A 17,406-nucleotide genomic window follows, 5' to 3' on the forward strand; every position below is an offset into this window, starting at 1 on the left:
TATTATATCAATTGTTTGATTTTTGCTCACAACTAAGCGATTGCCTTTAAGGATGTATGTATGGATATGATGATACCTTACTTGGGTAGAATTACCCGATTGTCACTTGAGTCAAAAGGTGCATTTTATATCGCGGGTGTGCAAAGCAGTGCTGCTAGCGAAAAAATAGAACGTGAAAACAAAAAAAAACGTGAATTACAAAAGAAGAAAAAACTCAGTGTCATAGAAGATCAAACCAAGCCACAAGTCAAAAAAAACAGTGTTACCCAAGACGATGATGGGATAGAACACTTAGATACATGGGCTTAGATTATCATTTAAACTAAGTAACTCAATCATTCTTACGCCACTTTGCAGGGGTTAACCCTGTACTTTTTTTAAATAACCGAGAGAAAAAACTACTGTTTTCATATCCTACTTCCTCTGATATTTCGTTCACTGTTTTATCTGTTGCTAATAACTGCTTTTTGGCTTTATCTATTCGTACTTCTTGCACATATTTATTGATTGATATTCCTGTTGCTTGCGTAAATCGTCTTTTTAAATTGCGTTCACTAAAATTAAATTGTTTTGCCAGCTCATTTATGGTGATTAACCCACTTGAATGGTTATGAATCCAATCTTGTATCTCATTAATTTTTTCGTCTTTATGATTATTAAATTGAGGCAAAATAAGATTTAACTTACCAGAGTCAGAAATAAGCAAATGAGTAGCGCATTGTTGAGAGAAGCGATCGCCTTTGTCTTTAGCAACAACACCTAAAAGCACGCTAATACCCGCCTCAAAAGAGCCTGTTGTATAGATATTCCCCATTTTTAAATACGATTTATGACTAATAAATTCACAATCAGGAAATAATCCACTGAGTGGTTTAACTAAACTCCAGTGAGTAGCTATCACCGTTTTGTTTAATTTACCTGTTGCTGCTAAAAAATATGAGCCAGTACTTAAACTAAGAATAGACGTATTACTCTGTATTTTTGGTTTTAGCCACTCAATAATTAGGTCAGTGCCCAATGGCATATTTTTTAATTTAGAGCCTTCTATAGGCGGAATAATCACCAAATCATAGGATTTGTCAGAAAGCGAATTATCGGCAACAACCAGTGAATTACTCGAGCTTGTTATAGGTGCACCATCGGTCGTTATTATTTCTATGTTATAACTTTGAGGCAATGAGTAATGCGAGTCGAGTAGAGAAACAATAGTAAAAAAATCTTTTGCTAAAAATACGCTAACGGCCCAGCAGCCTTCGTAGGCAATAATTGCTATATTCTTCATAATTTCATTTGGCCTAATCGGACTGTTATAAATACCTGTGCAGACATATTATTTTAATTTTTGTAGAAGTAACATTAAAACATACTTTAAAGACTAACTTATCTTTAAAGTTGTTGTTTTAAAATGTTTTTTACTATTGAAAGATATAGTTTAAATATAAGCAATTACAATAAATATATTTATTAAGGTGGCAGGTTTGAAGCAGTACTTACAAAATGATACTTTTTTTAATCAAAATCATCATGAAATAAGCAGCTGGTTAAAAATGGTAAAAGGCAGCGGTGAACGCGCTAAGGCCGTTTCAATTTATTACCTTGTAAGAGACGGAATTAAATATGATCCCTTTACACTTTTAGATGGTGCAAAGTCACTCAGCAGCGATTATTGCTTAGACAACAAAGCAGCATACTGTATTCCCAAAGCATCATTACAAATAGCATTAAGTCGGGCTTGTAACATTCCTTCGCGATTGGGCTTAGCTGATGTGCGTAATCATTTAAGTACCCCTAAATTAGATGAGTTACTAAAAAATGAGGTATTTACAATGCATGCCTATGTAGAACAGTTTATTGAAGGGAAATGGGTTAAATCAACCCCAGCCTTTAACAAGGAACTATGCGACTTAGTTAATATAAAACCGCTAGAATTTGACGGATTAAATCACTCTTTATTCCATCAATTTACCACTGATGGTAAAAAGCATATGGAATATTTAAAAGATCATGGTCACTATGCTGCAATGCCAACAGCGTTTATTAACCAAAACTGTGAGTTTTATTACCCACATTTAAATCTTAATTTCAACAATATTTAATAATACATAAACGAAAAGGGCTCAAACATACGCTCATTTGTTTGGGTAAAGCATAACCTGATTTTGAATAGGAAAGATTAACAGACAATGTTATTCAATTATGTTCAAAACCTAGACTAGTTTTATACCTTGCATAGGCTTGTATTTACTTGCCCTTGGTTAAAGCCTTACGTAAAATCACACTATTATTATTTTGAAAAGTGATTGCTGTTATCAAACAACTGTTTAGTGCAACCGGCCCTTTGGCGTTATCTTTTGATGGCTATACTCCGCGCCAACCACAAATTGATATGGCTGTCGCAGTTGCTCAAGCATTAAAAAACAGTTCACAACTCGTTGTTGAGGCGGGCACAGGAACAGGTAAAACTTTCGCTTATTTAGCGCCAGCCCTAAAATCTAAAGGTAGAACAATTATTTCTACCGGCTCTAAAGCACTTCAAGAGCAGTTGTATCATCGTGATCTACCTCAATTGGTTAAAGCGCTCAGCGCGACAAAAAAAACGGCATTGCTAAAAGGGCGTGCTAACTACTTATGCACATACCGTTTAAATCAACATGTTGCGCATGTACCAACAGACGATCCCGATGTAATGCATCAATTGGCTATGGTTGCAAAATTTGCAAGCGAAACACAATCAGGCGATTTAGCTGATTGTATTGGTATAGAAGACGACGCCAAAGTTTTACCTTATGTGAATTCAACTGCCGATAATTGTTTAGGCAAAGAATGCCCAGACTTTCAAGAGTGTTACATACGTAAAGCGCGTTTAACTGCTGCAGAGGCGGATGTAGTTGTTATTAATCACCATTTATTTTTTGCAGACATGGCAGTTAAAGAAAGTGGCTTTGCCGAATTGATGCCCACAGCCGACGCCTATATTTTTGATGAGGCCCACCAACTAAGTGAAATTGCCAGCGACTACTTTGGTGAAAGTGTGAGTACTAAAAAGCTGGTGGACTTAATTACTGATTTACGCGCTATATACAGAGCTGAAATTCCTGACATGTTACAACTCGGTAAAAGCTTAGATAAATTAGAAACCAGTGTTGCCGACTTACGTTTACAGTTTGGTGTAGATGGTAGCCGAGGAGATTGGCGAGAAAAGCTGAGTGATAAGCAAATATGTGCAGCACTGCATCGCGTTATCAGCGATTTGGACTTTGTTTATCAAGTGCTAAAACTGTGCTTAGACAGAAGCGATAAAATAGAACATCCATTCGAACGGGCTTTAGCATTTAAAGGGCAGTTAGAACGGGTTTTTGATACCGCACAAACTGGTTTTAGTTATTGGTATGAGACAACACGACGCTTTTTAACTATAAATATCACACCACTCAATGTGTCTGTAAAATTTGCGCAAATGATGCAAGATACCGGTGCTGCGTTTGTGTTCACCTCAGCGACGCTGTCGGTCGATAATAAGCTTACCCACTTTAATGCCAGCTTAGGCTTAAAGCCAGAGCAAAGCATGATGGTCGACAGTCCGTTCGACTACCCAAATCAAGCATTATTGTGTTTACCCAGGTACTTACCAGAATCACATGCTGATAATATGCCTCATGCTATTGTTAAATTAACCCTTGAGCTTATAAAGTCAGCACAAGGGCGCTGTTTTGTGCTTTTTACAAGTTACCGTATGATGCATTTAGTCGCTGAGGGGCTTACAACACAAATTGACTACCCCGTTTACATGCAAGGGCAAATGTCTAAGCGAATTATTTTAGAAAAATTTACCCGACATGGTAATGCCGTTTTATTAGGTACGGCATCATTTTGGGAAGGGGTGGATGTGAGAGGCAGTACGCTTAGCTGTGTTATTATTGATAAATTGCCTTTTGCAGCACCTGACGACCCCTTGCTACAAGCTAAAATGCAGGATTGCCAAATGCAGGGCAAAGATCCATTTGCACACATTCAATTACCGCAAGCAGTTATTGCATTAAAGCAAGGTGTAGGGCGTTTAATACGCGACAGCAAAGACAAAGGCGTACTTGTTATATGTGATAACCGATTAGTGACTCGACAATATGGCCAAGTGTTCTTAAAAAGCTTGCCTGCAATGCGTCGTACGCGAAGCTTAGAAGTCGCTAATACATTTTTACAACAAATTAATTAGAGTAATAAAATGATCAAAAGTAATATTCTTGCCCTTGATGCTTCAACAGAAGCACTATCACTTGTTTTACATTATAAGGGAGAGACATTTCATCATTTTGAAGAGTGCCCACAGCAGCACAGTCAAAAAATTCTACCTTTGATTGATGAGTTATTGACCAAAGCAAACTGTAAATTAAAAGAACTGGATGTTATTGGTTTTGGGCAAGGCCCCGGCAGCTTTACTGGCGTAAGAATAAGTGTGGCCATAGCTCAAGGGTTAGCGTATTCAACTAATTTACCTCTTGTAGGGGTTTCTACACTGGCAGTTATGGCACAGCAAGCCTATGAGCAAAACAACAACACACTTGTTTTTCCTAGCATAGATGCGCGCATGGGTGAAATTTACTTTGCACAATACAAATTACATAATGGTTTAATGGAATTAGTTAATAACGAGTGCGTTATTAAGCCTGCTCTATTAACTAGTGAGTATATAACAACCAATGAGGCATCAGTTGCAGTAGGCACTGGCTTTAAAACTTACCCTGATGCATTGTCAAACTTTGAAAACATTACGATTAATACAGATATAACATTACCAGATGCACGCTATATGCTTGCCTTTGTTGATGCAGCATTTATTGCAGGCAAGGGCGTTCGAGCAAGTGATGCCCAACCAAAGTATGTTCGTGATACTGTAACATGGAAAAAGTTACCGGGGCGCGAGTAATGCCGTGTTAGGTTAATTTGCAAATTGGCTATTTTTAAATCATAATTTTAGATATGTTCAAGGGTGGAGAAGCGTGATGACGCTGCCTATAGGCTCAGGTTTTTTTACAGGTGATATTCCAGGCAGAATAATCCCTGCGAAGGGAGTGACTGCAAAACCACAAGGTTTGGTTGAACAGGGTTCTGTTCAAAAAACAAATACTGATTATGTAAAAAGCAGTAAAGAGGGCGTTGAGCTTGCTAACCAATTGTTTAAAAGTACCGCCAAGAGTAACGACTACAGCCAAACAATTTACGACCAACCGACTGCAAAAAATAGTAAAGCAATTTCTACTTATACTGAATTTGCAAACTTAGAACGCAGAGCAGAAGTCCAAAACTTAATTGGGGTAGACATTTACGCTTGAACGTAGTTAATCTCCAATAATAAAAAACCCNAACAATGTTCGGGTTTTTTGTTTTACTAACTGTTTAGTGTTTAATGAAATTGATTAACTTATCTGCGATGTCGGTGTTGTTTTGAGAACCAATAAATTGCTCACTCCCTTTGCCATAAGCAAAAACTTGAACATCTACTGCGGTATGTCCACCTGTTGTCCATCCTGTGAAGCTTGTATCACTTATAATACTTTTAACTGCTAAGTTAAGTGCTTTGTCGCCCATAGATTTAGCTTGTTCAAGCTTTATTTTATTTTCAGGGGTAAATTCGATATTTGTATATTTATTCCACACCGATTTTAGATCATCAGAGTCAAGTAACTGTTGAGTAATTTTACCTGCTGTTGCTTTTACACCATGAACAACATCAGCTTCCCACTTGTATTGACCATGTGCACCTAATGTTAACCCCCCCGTGGAGTGATCAGCAGTTATAACAAGTAGGGTGTCTTTATTTTTATCAACATATGCTTTTGCTTTTTCAATAGCAGATGCAAAATCATCCATTTCAGCCATAGCACAGGCAATATCGTTTGCGTGCCCACACCAGTCAATTTGACTGCCTTCAATCATCACAAAAAAGCCATTTTTGTTTTGATTGTCTAATAAGTTGAGTGCTTTGGAGGTAAGTTGCGTTAACCTTGTTGGGTTTTTGTCTAACGCAAAAGGTAAGCCTTTAGCGGCATATAAACCAATGGCAGGAATTTGCGTAATTTGATCAAGGTTTTGAATGCTATCGCCATATTGGTAACCAGCAGCTTTAAATTCGTCTACCAAATTTCTGTCATCACGTATAAAGTATTGAGTCCCGCCGCCTAGCATTAAATCAACAGGTAACTTACCTGCAATTTTATTATCTATATAGTCATCAGCAATATCATCGTAATTATTACGTGATTTATTATGGGCTGCAAAGCTTGCTGGTGTTGCATGGTTTATTTGTGATGTAGCTACTAAAGCTGTGGTCATGTTACGTTCTTTGGCAATTTCTAGCATTGTTTTAAGCGGCTTTTTATCGGTATCGACTGCAATTGCGCCATTATAGCTTTTATGTCCGCTGCTCAATGCTGTTGCACTTGCGGCGCTATCGGTTACCACTGTGTGATCGTCAGGATAAGTGCGTGCCATCCCTGTGAGCATGGTATCAAAAATGGTTTGCTCAACATTTTTTGTTGTTGGGTCATCTTTAAAATAACGATAAGCCGTTGTGTAGGCGGGCCCCATGCCATCGCCAATCATATAAATTACATTTTTAGGTGCGGTTTCGGCCATTGCACCAGACGCTGTACACATTAGTGCCAGCATACTTATCTGTTTTTTCATTTTTTTCGTACCTTATGAATGTACTTTATTAATAGCTAAATTATTGTATACCTTAACTATGATAAATAAATTAATAGATTGGGACAAATCACTGATTAGTGCGATTAAACATTGTTTTGATGCGTTATAGTCTAACGTATGGATACAACAACGCCTATATTGAACTCTCAATGAGTAAAGTTTATTCGCACTGAGTAAATAGGGCACTTTATAAAATTAACATTATGAATAAAAAGGTTTTTATTCATAATGTTGTTTGCACTTGTGCTTTTGACTACTAAAATAATAAACATTTAGGTAAACTATTTAGTGGTCTGACAACTTGTATGTTATATATTTATAAAATAAGAAGGAGCCTTTGTGCAGCCATTTAATATTCAAACACGTAATTTAAATATTCATGGCTTAAAAATAGGTTCCGGAGAAGAGGTGGTTGTAGCGCTTCACGGTTGGTTAGACAACTGCAATAGTTTTACTCCTATGCTTAATGGGCACACTCCTGAACAAACATGGTACTGTATTGATTTTTCAGGACATGGATTAACATCGTGGCGAAGTGATGATGCACATTATTATTTTGTTGATTATATTGACGATGTTTATCAATTTATTGAAGCTATTGGTGTAAATAAAGTTCACCTTGTTGGGCATTCTATGGGGGCTATGGTCGCTGGCCTTTTTGCAAGTTGTTTTAGTGATAGGGTAAGAACAGTTAGTTTTATTGAAGGTATTGGCTGTGTGACAACACCTAGCGAGCAAGTCACTGAGCAACTGAAAAATGCAGTTCTCAATCGTACTAGAACGCATAATAAAAAAGCGCGAGTTTACCAAAGTAAAGCGCATATTTATGAGGCACGTGCTAAAACAACTGATTTAAATAATGAACTAATTTCGCTTTTAATGCAGCGAAACATAAAAGCACTTCCCAGCGGTTTTACATTCCCAAGCTCAAAAATCATTCAGGTTTTAGGTTTGATGAAGTGCAATGTATTGGTGCAATAAAAGAATTAATTGCACCATGCCAATTAATTTTAGGTAACCAAGGTTACCCATTTGTAAAACAAAATTTAGAAAAGTATATTAATTATTACAACCACTTGAGTGTAATTAATGTAGAAGGCGGACACCATTGCCATATGCAAAGTAGCAAAGAATGTTATGAACACATTCAAGCATTTATGGTGCAAAGTGGTGCACGTTAATTGTATATTGACGTTAAATGTGGGATTATTCTCGCATTAGAGTATTTGCTCAATTGTTAAAGTGCCTTACTTAGATTAAGGTTAATAAAAATATAATTATAAACAGGGGCTAAGAGTGGAAAAAATCTGGCTTAAGCGCTACCCAGAGGGTATGCCTGAAACAATCGATCCTGAGCATTACAACTCGTTACTCGAAGTGTTCGAAAAAAGTTTTTCTGATTACAAAGATTTACCTGCATTTACAAACATGGGTAAAACCTTGTCATATGACGAAATTGATACAGCAACTAAAAAAGTCGCCTCGTATATCCAAAATGATTTGGGTCTCAAAAAGGGCGAAAAAGTTGCCGTAATGATGCCTAACTTGTTACAAACACCTATTTCTATTTTAGGTATTTTACGTGCCGGTTGTGTGGTTGTTAACGTCAATCCTCTTTACACTGTTCGCGAATTAGAACATCAATTAAAAGACTCAGATACAAGCGCCATATTTATCCTTGCAAATTTTGCAGACACGCTTGAAAAGTCACTTGCTAAAACAGACGTAAAACACATCGTTGTTACTCAAGTTGGTGACATGGTGGGTGGTCTTAAAAAGCACATTGTTAACTTTGTTGTTAAGCACGTTAAGAAAATGGTGCCTAAATACAACTTACCAAACACCATTAAATTTTCAGATTTGTTAAATGCTGACGAAAATGCGTACACACGCCCTGAATTGAATTTATCTGACTTAGCTTTTTTACAATACACAGGCGGTACTACCGGTGTATCTAAAGGCGCTATGCTGAGTCATGGTAATATGGTGGGCAACCTTGAGCAGGTTTCTGGCTGTTTAGATAAAGTGTTAGACCGTGGTACTGAAGTTGTTGTTACGGCACTGCCGCTTTACCATATTTTTGCACTTACAGCTAACTGCTTAACGTTTATGAAATATGGTGGTTTGAACTTATTGATCACTAACCCGCGTGACATGCCGGGTTTCGTTAAAGAGTTAAGCCAAACTAAATTTACAGCAATCACTGGTGTAAACACATTATTTAATGGTTTATTAAATACCCCAGGTTTTGATGAGCTTGACTTTAGTCACCTCAAAATGTCACTTGGCGGTGGTATGGCAGTACAACGTCCTGTTGCCGAAAAGTGGCAAAAAGTGACGGGTTCAAAACTAATGGAAGGCTACGGCCTTACTGAGTGTGCACCGCTTGTAACAATTAGTCCGTACGACTTACAGTCTTACAATGGCTCAATTGGTTTACCTGCACCCAATACTGATATTAAGCTAATTCTTGAAAATGGAGAAGAGGCAGCTAAAGGTGAGCCTGGTGAGTTATGTGTTAAAGGTCCCCAGGTTATGCTTGGTTACTACAAGCGCCCAGATGCAACTGCTGAATGTTTAAAAGACGGTTGGTTTGCTACAGGCGATATTGCAACATATGATGATGAAGGTTTCTTTTACATTGTAGACCGAAAAAAAGACATGATTATAGTATCTGGCTTTAATGTTTTCCCAAATGAGATCGAAGAAGTTGTTGCAATGCACGACGGAGTGCTTGAAGTAGCAGCGGTTGGCATTCCTCACGATGTAAGTGGTGAACAAGTTAAAGTTTTTGTTGTTAAAAAAGACCCTTCTTTAACTGAAAAAGATATAATAAACCATTGTCGTGATAATTTAACTAATTACAAGGTTCCAAAACTCGTTGAGTTTAGGGATGAGTTACCTAAAACTAACGTAGGTAAAATACTCAGACGAGCCTTGAAAGATTAGAAAACTATAAAAAAGCCGGCATTAGCCGGCTTTTTTATTGTAGGAGACTAAGTGCAATACCAATTAATTCAAACACAAGTTCAGCTCAATACTTTTGTTGAGCAGATCCAAAGTAAGCCTATTTTAGCTATTGATACTGAGTTTATGCGTCGTCGTACTTTGTATCCAGAAGTTGCACTCATTCAGGTTTTTGACGGTGAGCACCTAGCACTTATTGATCCCTTAGCTGAATTATCGTTATTTGATTTTTGGCAGGTATTAAAAGATCCAGCAGTTTTAAAAGTATTGCATTCACCTTCTGAAGATATTGAAGTATTTCAAAAATATGCTGGGTTTGTTCCTGCTCCTTTATTTGATACTCAATTTGCTTTGCAATTGTTGGGTGAAGGTAATTGTATGGGCTTTGCCCTTATGGTTAAAACATTACTTGGTATTGAAATAGATAAAAGCGAATCACGTACTAATTGGCTACAGCGCCCGTTAACCACTAAGCAGCTAGATTACGCCGCCGCTGATACATTTCATTTATTACCGTGTTTTGAATTGATCATAGAGCGTATTAAAAAAGCCGGCTTTTTTGAAATTGTTTTGGATGAGAGCGAATTAATTGCTAATAAACGCGCGTTTCAAACACCAGATGAATTGCTCTATAAAGATATAAAAAATGCGTGGCAATTAAAGCCACACGAACTAGCAGTGTTAAAAGAGTTAGCCGTTTGGCGCCGTAATAAAGCAATTCGCAAAAATTTAGCTCTTAACTTTGTGTTGAAAGAACATAACATGACTGAAATTGCTAAGCGTGGGCCTTCTAGTTTAAATGCATTACGTCAAATACCGGGCGTGGAGTCGATTGAAGTTAATCGCTCAGGCGTTGAGATTTTAAAGTGTATAGAAAAAGCGAAGGCAATTGCTGTTGACGAGCACCCGCAAGCATTAAAACGGTTAATTGATTTTACTAATTACAAACAAACAGCAAAAGATATTAAGCAAAAAATAACCAAAGTTGCTAAAGCTAACGCTATTCCTGAAGATGTTATGGCATCTAAAAAGCAAGTAAATCAGCTAATTAGCTGGAACTGGAAGCTAACAGAAGAGCAAAAAAAGGCGCATATAAAGCCAGACTTACTGAGTTCTTGGCGTTATAACTTTATTAAAGACGCGCTAAAAGAGTGGGATACCTAAAGGGTTAACCTCTCAGTTGTTATTATTTATAAAGAGGGCGCTTAGTGCGCCCATTCTTCATTTATTTTTTCTCTTCGTCAGGTAAAGTAACGTTTAGCTCTAATACAGCTAAATCGTCTTCATTTTGATCAAATTGTACCTGAACTGCATCACTATTAACGTTCACATATTTTCGAATTACATCCAAAATATCTTGTTTTAATTGTGGTAGGTATTCAGGTGTTCCACGCTGCGAACGTTCGTGTGCGACAATTATTTGCAATCGCTCTTTTGCAAGAGACGCACTGTTTTTCTTTTCTGAGCGGAAATAGTCAAGTAACGACACATTAGCCTCCAAAAATCCGTTTAAAAATGCCTTTCTTCTCTACATCTAAGAAGCGAAAATCGACGGTTTCACCAAGTAAGCGGTTTATGGCATCAGCATAAGCTTGGCCAGCATCTGATTCACCATCTAATATGACCGGTTGGCCTGAATTTGATGCACTTAATACTGCTTGTGACTCAGGAATAACACCGAGCAAATCGATTGCTAATATGTCTTGTACGTCTTCTACAGAAAGCATTTCACCTTTAGCCACACGCTCAGGGTTGTAGCGTGTTAATAGCAGGTGCTCTTTGATGTTTTCTAGGCCTTCTTCAGCGCGTTTAGATTTGCTATGCAAAATACCTAATATACGGTCAGAATCTCGTACAGATGAGACTTCTGGATTGGTGGTTACAATCGCTTCATCAGCAAAGTACATTGCCATCATCGCGCCTGCTTCAATACCTGCTGGCGAGTCACATACAATATAATCAAAATCTTCTTTAAGCTCGTTTAAAACGCGTTCTACACCATCGCGAGTTAGTGCGTCTTTATCACGAGTTTGCGATGCTGGAAGCAAAAATAACTTTTCTACACGCTTATCTTTAATAAGTGCTTGGTTTAAGTTTGCTTCACCATTTATAACGTTAACAAAGTCATAAACAACACGGCGCTCACACCCCATAATTAAATCAAGGTTACGTAAACCGATGTCAAAATCGATAATAACCGTTTTGTAGCCTTTTAATGCTAAGCCTGTGCCTATTGCGGCGCTTGATGTTGTTTTACCAACACCACCTTTACCCGAGGTAACGACAATTACTTTTGCCATGAGATTTATCCTTTAACCAAAGCTGAAATTTCTAATGATTCATTTTTTTGTTGTATTTGCACAGCACTGCCCCAAAACTCACCTTGTAGAGAGTCACTGATCCAGTAGTTGCCATTTATGGAAACAAGTTCCGCTTCTAGCTTTTGGCAAAATATATGTGCGTTTTCTAATCCTTTTGCGCCCGCTATAGCGCGACCGCGAAGGGTCCCGTAAATATGTACGTTGCCATCTGCTATTACTTCTGCACCATGACTAACAGCGCCTAGTACAATAAGGTCGCGGTCTTTTGCATAAACCTGTTGACCTGAGCGCACTGTGCCGTTAATTATTTGTGCAGGAAGTATAATGTTTTTTTCAACAATTGATGTGTTTGGTTGTTTTTCAACGGGCTCTGCTTTTACGTCTTGCGAGTAATTTAAAACTGAGAAGCCAGCTTTTTTTGCACTTGTATGTTGCTCTTCAGAGCCATTACATATACCCACTGCGTTAAAACTCATTCGCTCTATAAGTGACTTTAAATGAACAAAGTCCAAAGAACTGCTTTTTACTTCTTCTAAATTAACAACAATAGGCGCTCCCTCAAAAAAACGGGGAGCTTGGGCTATTTTTACGTAGAGTTGCTCTGCTAAAAGGTTAATATCAGCACTATAAAGATGTAAAACTGATAACGTAAAAAGATTCCCTTTTAACTCAAAAATTTGGTCCGACATACACGCTCAATTGAATTGTATGATAAGAAATTGTAATTAGATAAACACAGGCTGAATAAGGCGCTAATCTAAATTTTCTAACTTATTATTACTCTCATGGTATAGTGTGCGGCATTGTTGTGCAAGAATTTATAGGGTCATAATGTTAACTGCGGTGTATAAAAGTAAGAAAAAAGCGGATACCTTCTTATTTGTTGAAAAAAGAGATGATTTTAGCAAAGTTCCAGAACCTCTAATGGCTATGTTTGGCAAACCCCACTATGTGATGATTATTAATTTGGCTAAACGTGAACACCTAGGTGGTGCTGATTTAGAGACTGTTAAGGGTGCATTAACCGATCAAGGTTACTATTTACAGCTTCCACCACCGGAAGATAATTTGCTTACTGAATTAAGAAAACAAAATGGAGCCGATCGTGATTAAAAAACTGGCAGTTGTATTATGTGGTTTATGTTTAAGTTCGTCAGTGGTTGCAAAAACACAAGCCGAATTTAAAGATTACTTAACAAACTTAAAAAAAGAAGCAATCGCAAAAGGCTACGAAACATCGTTAATTGATAGTGCGTTTGCAACCGCGACCTACAAAGAAAAAGTAGTATCGGCTGACAAAAACCAGCCTGAAGTTAAAGAAACACTTGAAACCTATTTACCAAAACGTGTTCCGCAATGGAAAATTGACCGTGCTCGTAAACTGTATGCTGAAAATAAAGACATTCTTGAGCAAGTAGCTAAAGAATTTGGCGTACAAGCGCGTTTTATAGTGGCTTTGTGGGGGCTTGAAAGTAACTTTGGCACCATTCAAGGGGGGCACAATGTTATTTCATCATTAGTTACGCTTGCTTTTGATGGCCGCCGTGAAGCTCTGTATAAACGCCAATTATGGGCAGCTTTAGACATTTTAAAATCGGGCCATATTACCTTAGATAAATTTAAAGGCTCTTGGGCTGGCGCAATGGGGCAAACTCAATTTATGCCTACGTCTTTTAATGCTTACGCCGTTGACTATAACAACGATGGTCGCAAAGATATTTGGACTACTAAAGAAGATGCGTTTGCTTCTATTGCTAATTATTTAAAGCAAGAGGGCTGGAACGATTCATTAACTTGGGGCCGTCAAGTCAAACTTCCAGATGGATTCGATAACAAATATACCTTAGTACGTGGTACCAAAACGCGTAAGCAATGGCTTGAATATTGGGATGATTCAGAGCGTTCACTTGCTGATTGGCAGGCACTAGGGTTGAGAAAAGTCGACGGCAGTGCTTTACCTAATGTAAACGTACGTGCTGCGTTAGTGATGCCTGATGATATTAACGGCCGTATGTTTTTAGCCTACGATAACTATAAAGTGTTAATGCATTGGAACCGCTCGTATTATTTTGCAACGAGTGTCGGTTATTTATCTGATCGAATTGGCTATCCAAAAATATAATATTTAATTAATAATAAAGCCGCACAGTGCGGCTTTATTCTTTTTTAAAAATCTTATCTTTTAGGTCTATTACCTTGCCAATGCCTGAACCGAGTTTCATTAGTTTATTGAGTTGCTCAGGGGTTAAACGTTGTAACTCAGAAGACCATTTAGTCACTGTTTCAAGTAAGTTGTGAATTTCCCCCATTTGTTTTTGTGCATAGATTTCTTCTTCATTACTTGCTTCGTCTAATAAGTTGTCGCGCAATAGGCTAAGTGTTGGATCGATTTCACGTTTTTTACGCTCTTCAAATACACGATTTGCCATATCCCAAATATCGCCTGCGGGTGCATAATACTCTTTACGGTCACCAGGAATGTGCTGAACTTTAATTAATTGCCAAGACTGAAGCTCTTTAATGCCCATACTCACATTGCCTCGTGAAATACTCAGTGAATCGGCAATTTCATTCGCGGTCATCGGGTTTTTAGTAATGATTAGTAAACCACACATTTGGCCTATTGTACGGTTAAAGCCCCAACGGCTTCCCATTTCGCCGCAATGCATTACAAAGGTAAAGTTTTTCTCAGATAAAGTCATATCATTAACTTTCAGTAATTTCAGAAACTAAATGCTAGCATGTTGGTTAGTGATAGCAAGGAATTAGACTCATTAAAATACAGCTTAAGGTACAACCTTAAACTTAACCAATGTCCAATGCCCTTGGCTAATCTATCCGTTATGATTAAAAAGCGCTCACAAATGCAAGCGCTTATACATGAGCAAACTACAGTGTATAGCTAAAGCTTAGCTTAGCGTTACGTTCTTCACCCGGCATACCACCTAAAAACATCGCTTTAGAATAATATTGCTTATTGAATATATTGTTTAAGTTAAGTTGCATATGCCATTTGTTTGTTGTGTATGAAACAGCCGCATCATGAACCGTGTAACTTGGTACATAGCCATCAGGAATACCAAAACTTGATGAGTTGGTACTCCTATCATCAACATAAGTTACACCTGCACTTATATTTAGCGTTTCAGGCAAACTAAAAACAGTTGCGTAATAAGTTACCCACGTACTGGCAGTTATATAAGGAACCCCTTTTTTACGTGTAGCGTGATTGTTTATATTAGGGTTTAGTTGGTTTCTTGCATCTTGATAAACACCATTTATATTTACTTTCCATTGCTCATTTAAATGCGCATTTAAATCAAGCTCAACCCCTTTTGTTTTTTCTTCCCCATCATAAAAGCTTTTAACTACATCTGGTGCCGAAACGCCCGCTTCATAAAGTGGATTGCTGTATTCTAGGTTGGTTCGCGCACTTTCAAAAACAACGAAAGAGGCAAGTAGTTGGTCGTCAAACGCTTTATATCTAAATCCTAAGTCGTTGCTCATTGATTCTGAGTCTTCTCTATCCGCTTCGTTACCAGCAATGGACCCTAATACACTATATGCAGTGCGGCCTTTAGCGTGATTAGCAAATATAGAAAAGTTTTCAGTGGGTTGATATGTTGCGCCTAAATTATACGTTAAACCACTGTCTGAAGTGTCAGCCTCTGGTGTTGGTTCTGCTCGACTTGCGCTATAACGCTCATCTACACCAAAATGTTCATAACTTTGTTTAATGCGGTTATAAGCAACACCTACGCGTGTTGTTAATTGCTCATTAATATAGGCAACATGTTGGAGGCCCAAACCCCAGGCCTTTACTTTTTTATTGTAGTCACTGGTTTTAAGAGGATCATAATCGTAAAAATTACCTGTTGGCCAATTGGGATCTCGTATATCAAATATATAGGGTAGGGAACCTTGATATGTTACTTCGTTGTTTGTATCTGTAATAACGTAATCTTTATCCCATATAGAATATTGTTTAAAACGAATATCGCGATCTTCATAATTAGCATTAACCAAAAGTTCGTTATCAATATCACCCAACATAAAGTCGTAGCGCAAATCTAAAAAGTACTGCCATGACTTTTCATCAGCCTCAACTTGGCGGTATTCTTGGCGACGAGCAGCAAAAGGGTAAAGCACATCGTCAACGACTAACGGTGAACGTGGATCTTGATTAATAACACCACGACGATCCCAATAAACATAGTTATAAGCCCCCGTTTGACGTGCGAAACTTGATGTGTAATTACGGTATTGTAACTGTTGATTTAAAAATAAGTCGTCAGTAATAAAGTAATTATGAGTAAGCTTAAAGCGCAACTCTTCACCTTCGTTATCATCAGCCATTGGCGAAATAATTCCGTTAGTTCCAAATTGATAAGGTGTTAATCCGTCGTTATCTGACAATGAGTTTGCCAGTTCATTGCGCTGAGATTCACTAAGCTGTAAACCACTACCCGTAGGATCGTTAACTAAATCAGATCCTGTTACTTTTGAGGCTGTTAAACCATTAGCAGAGTCTGCATTATAAATTCGAATAGGGTGACCAATAGAGTCCACCGCTATTGAGTCTTTAATGTATGCAGCAGAAACCATAACGTCTTGTTGATCACTCAAAATGTATTTAAGTGATGTATATATTTCGTCTCGGTCTTCTTTTAAATCACGAAAACCATCACTTGATGCTGTTTTAGCCATCACGCGGTATGCTAAGTCATTGGTAATTGCATTGGTGCTATCAAAGGCAAGTGAATAGCTATCCCACTGACCAAGCTCTATGGCTACTTTATGCTTTTCTTCAAACTCTGGCTTTTTTTCAATTAGGTTAATTACACCACCAGCGCTGCCAATACCATACAAGCCTGTTGCTGGACCCTTTAACACCTCGACCGACTCAACATTGGTTAATGAGCGCGTTGGATTAAAGGTGTTACCAAGGCCTGCTCCGCCATACATCCNAGTATAATTAGCATCTAGACCTCGAATAACTAAGTTATCGCCAATCCCGTAGTTATTACCTGCTTGGGTTAATCCACTTACATTACGTACAAGCTCTTGCAGGCTATCTATACCTTGGGATTCAATCAGTTCACGGTCAATAATAGCGACAGGTGCTGGGGTTTCCATTAACGACATATCTGACTTAGTTGCAAGCCCTGAGCTCATAACAACTTGGTTTTGTTTTTGATAAACACTTATATGTTCGATATCTTGATTTGCAGTGGCTTGTGCTAAAACGGCTTGCGCATTTAAACAAGCGAGGGTAAGTAATGAGTAATTGAAACTTTTCATTATGATAATCATTCGCATTTAATAAGGTGCGGCAATGGTAATGATTATTATTTGCAAAATAAACTAAAAGTTCAATTAATATTAGATTTAAACAACTGCTTGCGTGTTTTTT

General features: G+C 37.8%; 16 protein-coding genes and 2 pseudogenes. 10 read left to right on the forward strand and 8 right to left on the reverse strand.

What is annotated here, in order from left to right:
- The first annotated feature begins 60 nt into the window (after positions 1-60).
- Positions 61-309, forward strand: coding sequence for a hypothetical protein (locus ATS71_RS13495; protein ID WP_058405293.1), 249 nt, complete (start codon positions 61-63; stop codon positions 307-309).
- Between the two features lie 22 nt (positions 310-331).
- Here ATS71_RS13495 and ATS71_RS13500 read toward each other — a convergent pair whose 3' ends face one another.
- On the reverse strand, positions 332-1,282 hold the full coding sequence (locus tag ATS71_RS13500) for a GlxA family transcriptional regulator (RefSeq protein ID WP_058405294.1): 951 nt from the start codon (positions 1,280-1,282) through the stop codon (positions 332-334).
- 196 nt (positions 1,283-1,478) lie between these two features.
- Here ATS71_RS13500 and ATS71_RS13505 point away from each other — a divergent pair, with 196 nt between their 5' ends.
- From ATS71_RS13505 to ATS71_RS13520, 4 genes are all read left to right on the forward strand, one after another.
- Positions 1,479-2,096: a transglutaminase-like domain-containing protein gene (locus tag ATS71_RS13505; RefSeq protein WP_058405434.1), complete on the forward strand. Its 618-nt coding sequence runs from the start codon at positions 1,479-1,481 to the stop codon at positions 2,094-2,096.
- Between the two features lie 200 nt (positions 2,097-2,296).
- Positions 2,297-4,213 carry an ATP-dependent DNA helicase gene (locus tag ATS71_RS13510; RefSeq protein ID WP_058405295.1) on the forward strand — a complete coding sequence of 639 codons (1,917 nt, stop codon included), beginning with the start codon at positions 2,297-2,299 and terminating at the stop codon, positions 4,211-4,213.
- 9 nt (positions 4,214-4,222) lie between these two features.
- Positions 4,223-4,924 (forward strand): tRNA (adenosine(37)-N6)-threonylcarbamoyltransferase complex dimerization subunit type 1 TsaB, encoded by a 702-nt coding sequence (tsaB, locus tag ATS71_RS13515; RefSeq protein ID WP_058405296.1) that lies wholly within the window; start codon positions 4,223-4,225, stop codon positions 4,922-4,924.
- Positions 4,925-5,000: 76 nt separating this feature from the next.
- On the forward strand, positions 5,001-5,330 hold the full coding sequence (locus tag ATS71_RS13520; RefSeq protein WP_058405297.1) for a hypothetical protein: 330 nt from the start codon (positions 5,001-5,003) through the stop codon (positions 5,328-5,330).
- 64 nt (positions 5,331-5,394) lie between these two features.
- Here ATS71_RS13520 and ATS71_RS13525 read toward each other — a convergent pair whose 3' ends face one another.
- Positions 5,395-6,684, reverse strand: coding sequence for an alkaline phosphatase (locus ATS71_RS13525; protein ID WP_058405298.1), 1,290 nt, complete (start codon positions 6,682-6,684; stop codon positions 5,395-5,397).
- Between the two features lie 360 nt (positions 6,685-7,044).
- On the opposite strand from ATS71_RS13525, the pseudogene ATS71_RS13530 reads away from it, so the two are divergent.
- The 3 genes and pseudogenes from ATS71_RS13530 to rnd all read left to right on the forward strand — a co-directional run bounded on the left by ATS71_RS13530 (position 7,045) and on the right by rnd (position 10,836).
- Positions 7,045-7,886, forward strand: a pseudogene (locus ATS71_RS13530) (alpha/beta hydrolase).
- 115 nt (positions 7,887-8,001) lie between these two features.
- Complete coding sequence (fadD, locus tag ATS71_RS13535; protein WP_058405299.1) at positions 8,002-9,654, forward strand: long-chain-fatty-acid--CoA ligase FadD; 1,653 nt, start codon at positions 8,002-8,004, stop codon at positions 9,652-9,654.
- 51 nt (positions 9,655-9,705) lie between these two features.
- Positions 9,706-10,836, forward strand: coding sequence for a ribonuclease D (gene rnd / locus ATS71_RS13540; protein WP_058405300.1), 1,131 nt, complete (start codon positions 9,706-9,708; stop codon positions 10,834-10,836).
- Between the two features lie 61 nt (positions 10,837-10,897).
- Here rnd and minE read toward each other — a convergent pair whose 3' ends face one another.
- The 3 genes from minE to minC are packed head-to-tail and all read right to left on the reverse strand — an operon-like array spanning position 10,898 to position 12,682.
- Entirely contained in the window at positions 10,898-11,161 is a 264-nt protein-coding gene (minE, locus tag ATS71_RS13545; protein ID WP_006793461.1) for a cell division topological specificity factor MinE, read from the reverse strand.
- A gap of 1 nt (position 11,162) precedes the next feature.
- Positions 11,163-11,972, reverse strand: coding sequence for a septum site-determining protein MinD (gene minD, locus ATS71_RS13550; protein ID WP_006793462.1), 810 nt, complete (start codon positions 11,970-11,972; stop codon positions 11,163-11,165).
- 5 nt (positions 11,973-11,977) lie between these two features.
- Positions 11,978-12,682: a septum site-determining protein MinC gene (minC, locus tag ATS71_RS13555; protein ID WP_058405301.1), complete on the reverse strand. Its 705-nt coding sequence runs from the start codon at positions 12,680-12,682 to the stop codon at positions 11,978-11,980.
- A 142-nt stretch (positions 12,683-12,824) separates the two neighbouring features.
- On the opposite strand from minC, the gene ATS71_RS13560 reads away from it, so the two are divergent.
- Together ATS71_RS13560 and ATS71_RS13565 are read left to right on the forward strand one after the other, a co-directional pair.
- A complete protein-coding gene (locus ATS71_RS13560) occupies positions 12,825-13,106 on the forward strand; it encodes a YcgL domain-containing protein (protein WP_058405302.1) in 282 nt (93 codons plus the stop codon).
- The gene (locus tag ATS71_RS13565) at positions 13,099-14,115 is read left to right on the forward strand and encodes a lytic murein transglycosylase (protein WP_058405303.1); all 1,017 of its coding nucleotides are present in this window, start codon (positions 13,099-13,101) and stop codon (positions 14,113-14,115) included. Before ATS71_RS13560 ends, ATS71_RS13565 begins: the two co-directional genes overlap by 8 nt.
- Before the next feature lie 34 nt (positions 14,116-14,149).
- Here ATS71_RS13565 and ATS71_RS13570 read toward each other — a convergent pair whose 3' ends face one another.
- The 3 genes and pseudogenes from ATS71_RS13570 to ATS71_RS19125 form a co-directional block, all read right to left on the reverse strand.
- On the reverse strand, positions 14,150-14,695 hold the full coding sequence (locus ATS71_RS13570) for a GbsR/MarR family transcriptional regulator (protein ID WP_058405304.1): 546 nt from the start codon (positions 14,693-14,695) through the stop codon (positions 14,150-14,152).
- A gap of 187 nt (positions 14,696-14,882) precedes the next feature.
- Positions 14,883-16,960, reverse strand: a 2,078-nt coding sequence (locus ATS71_RS13575) for a TonB-dependent receptor (RefSeq protein WP_235591491.1), incomplete at its 5' end; no start/stop codon positions are given.
- Between the two features lies 1 nt (position 16,961).
- Positions 16,962-17,294: pseudogene (locus ATS71_RS19125) on the reverse strand (TonB-dependent receptor plug domain-containing protein); the annotation flags it as partial.
- Positions 17,295-17,406 lie beyond the last annotated feature (112 nt).

Source organism: Pseudoalteromonas sp. H71 (genome assembly GCF_001468485.1).
In the GTDB taxonomy this organism is placed as follows: domain Bacteria; phylum Pseudomonadota; class Gammaproteobacteria; order Enterobacterales; family Alteromonadaceae; genus Pseudoalteromonas.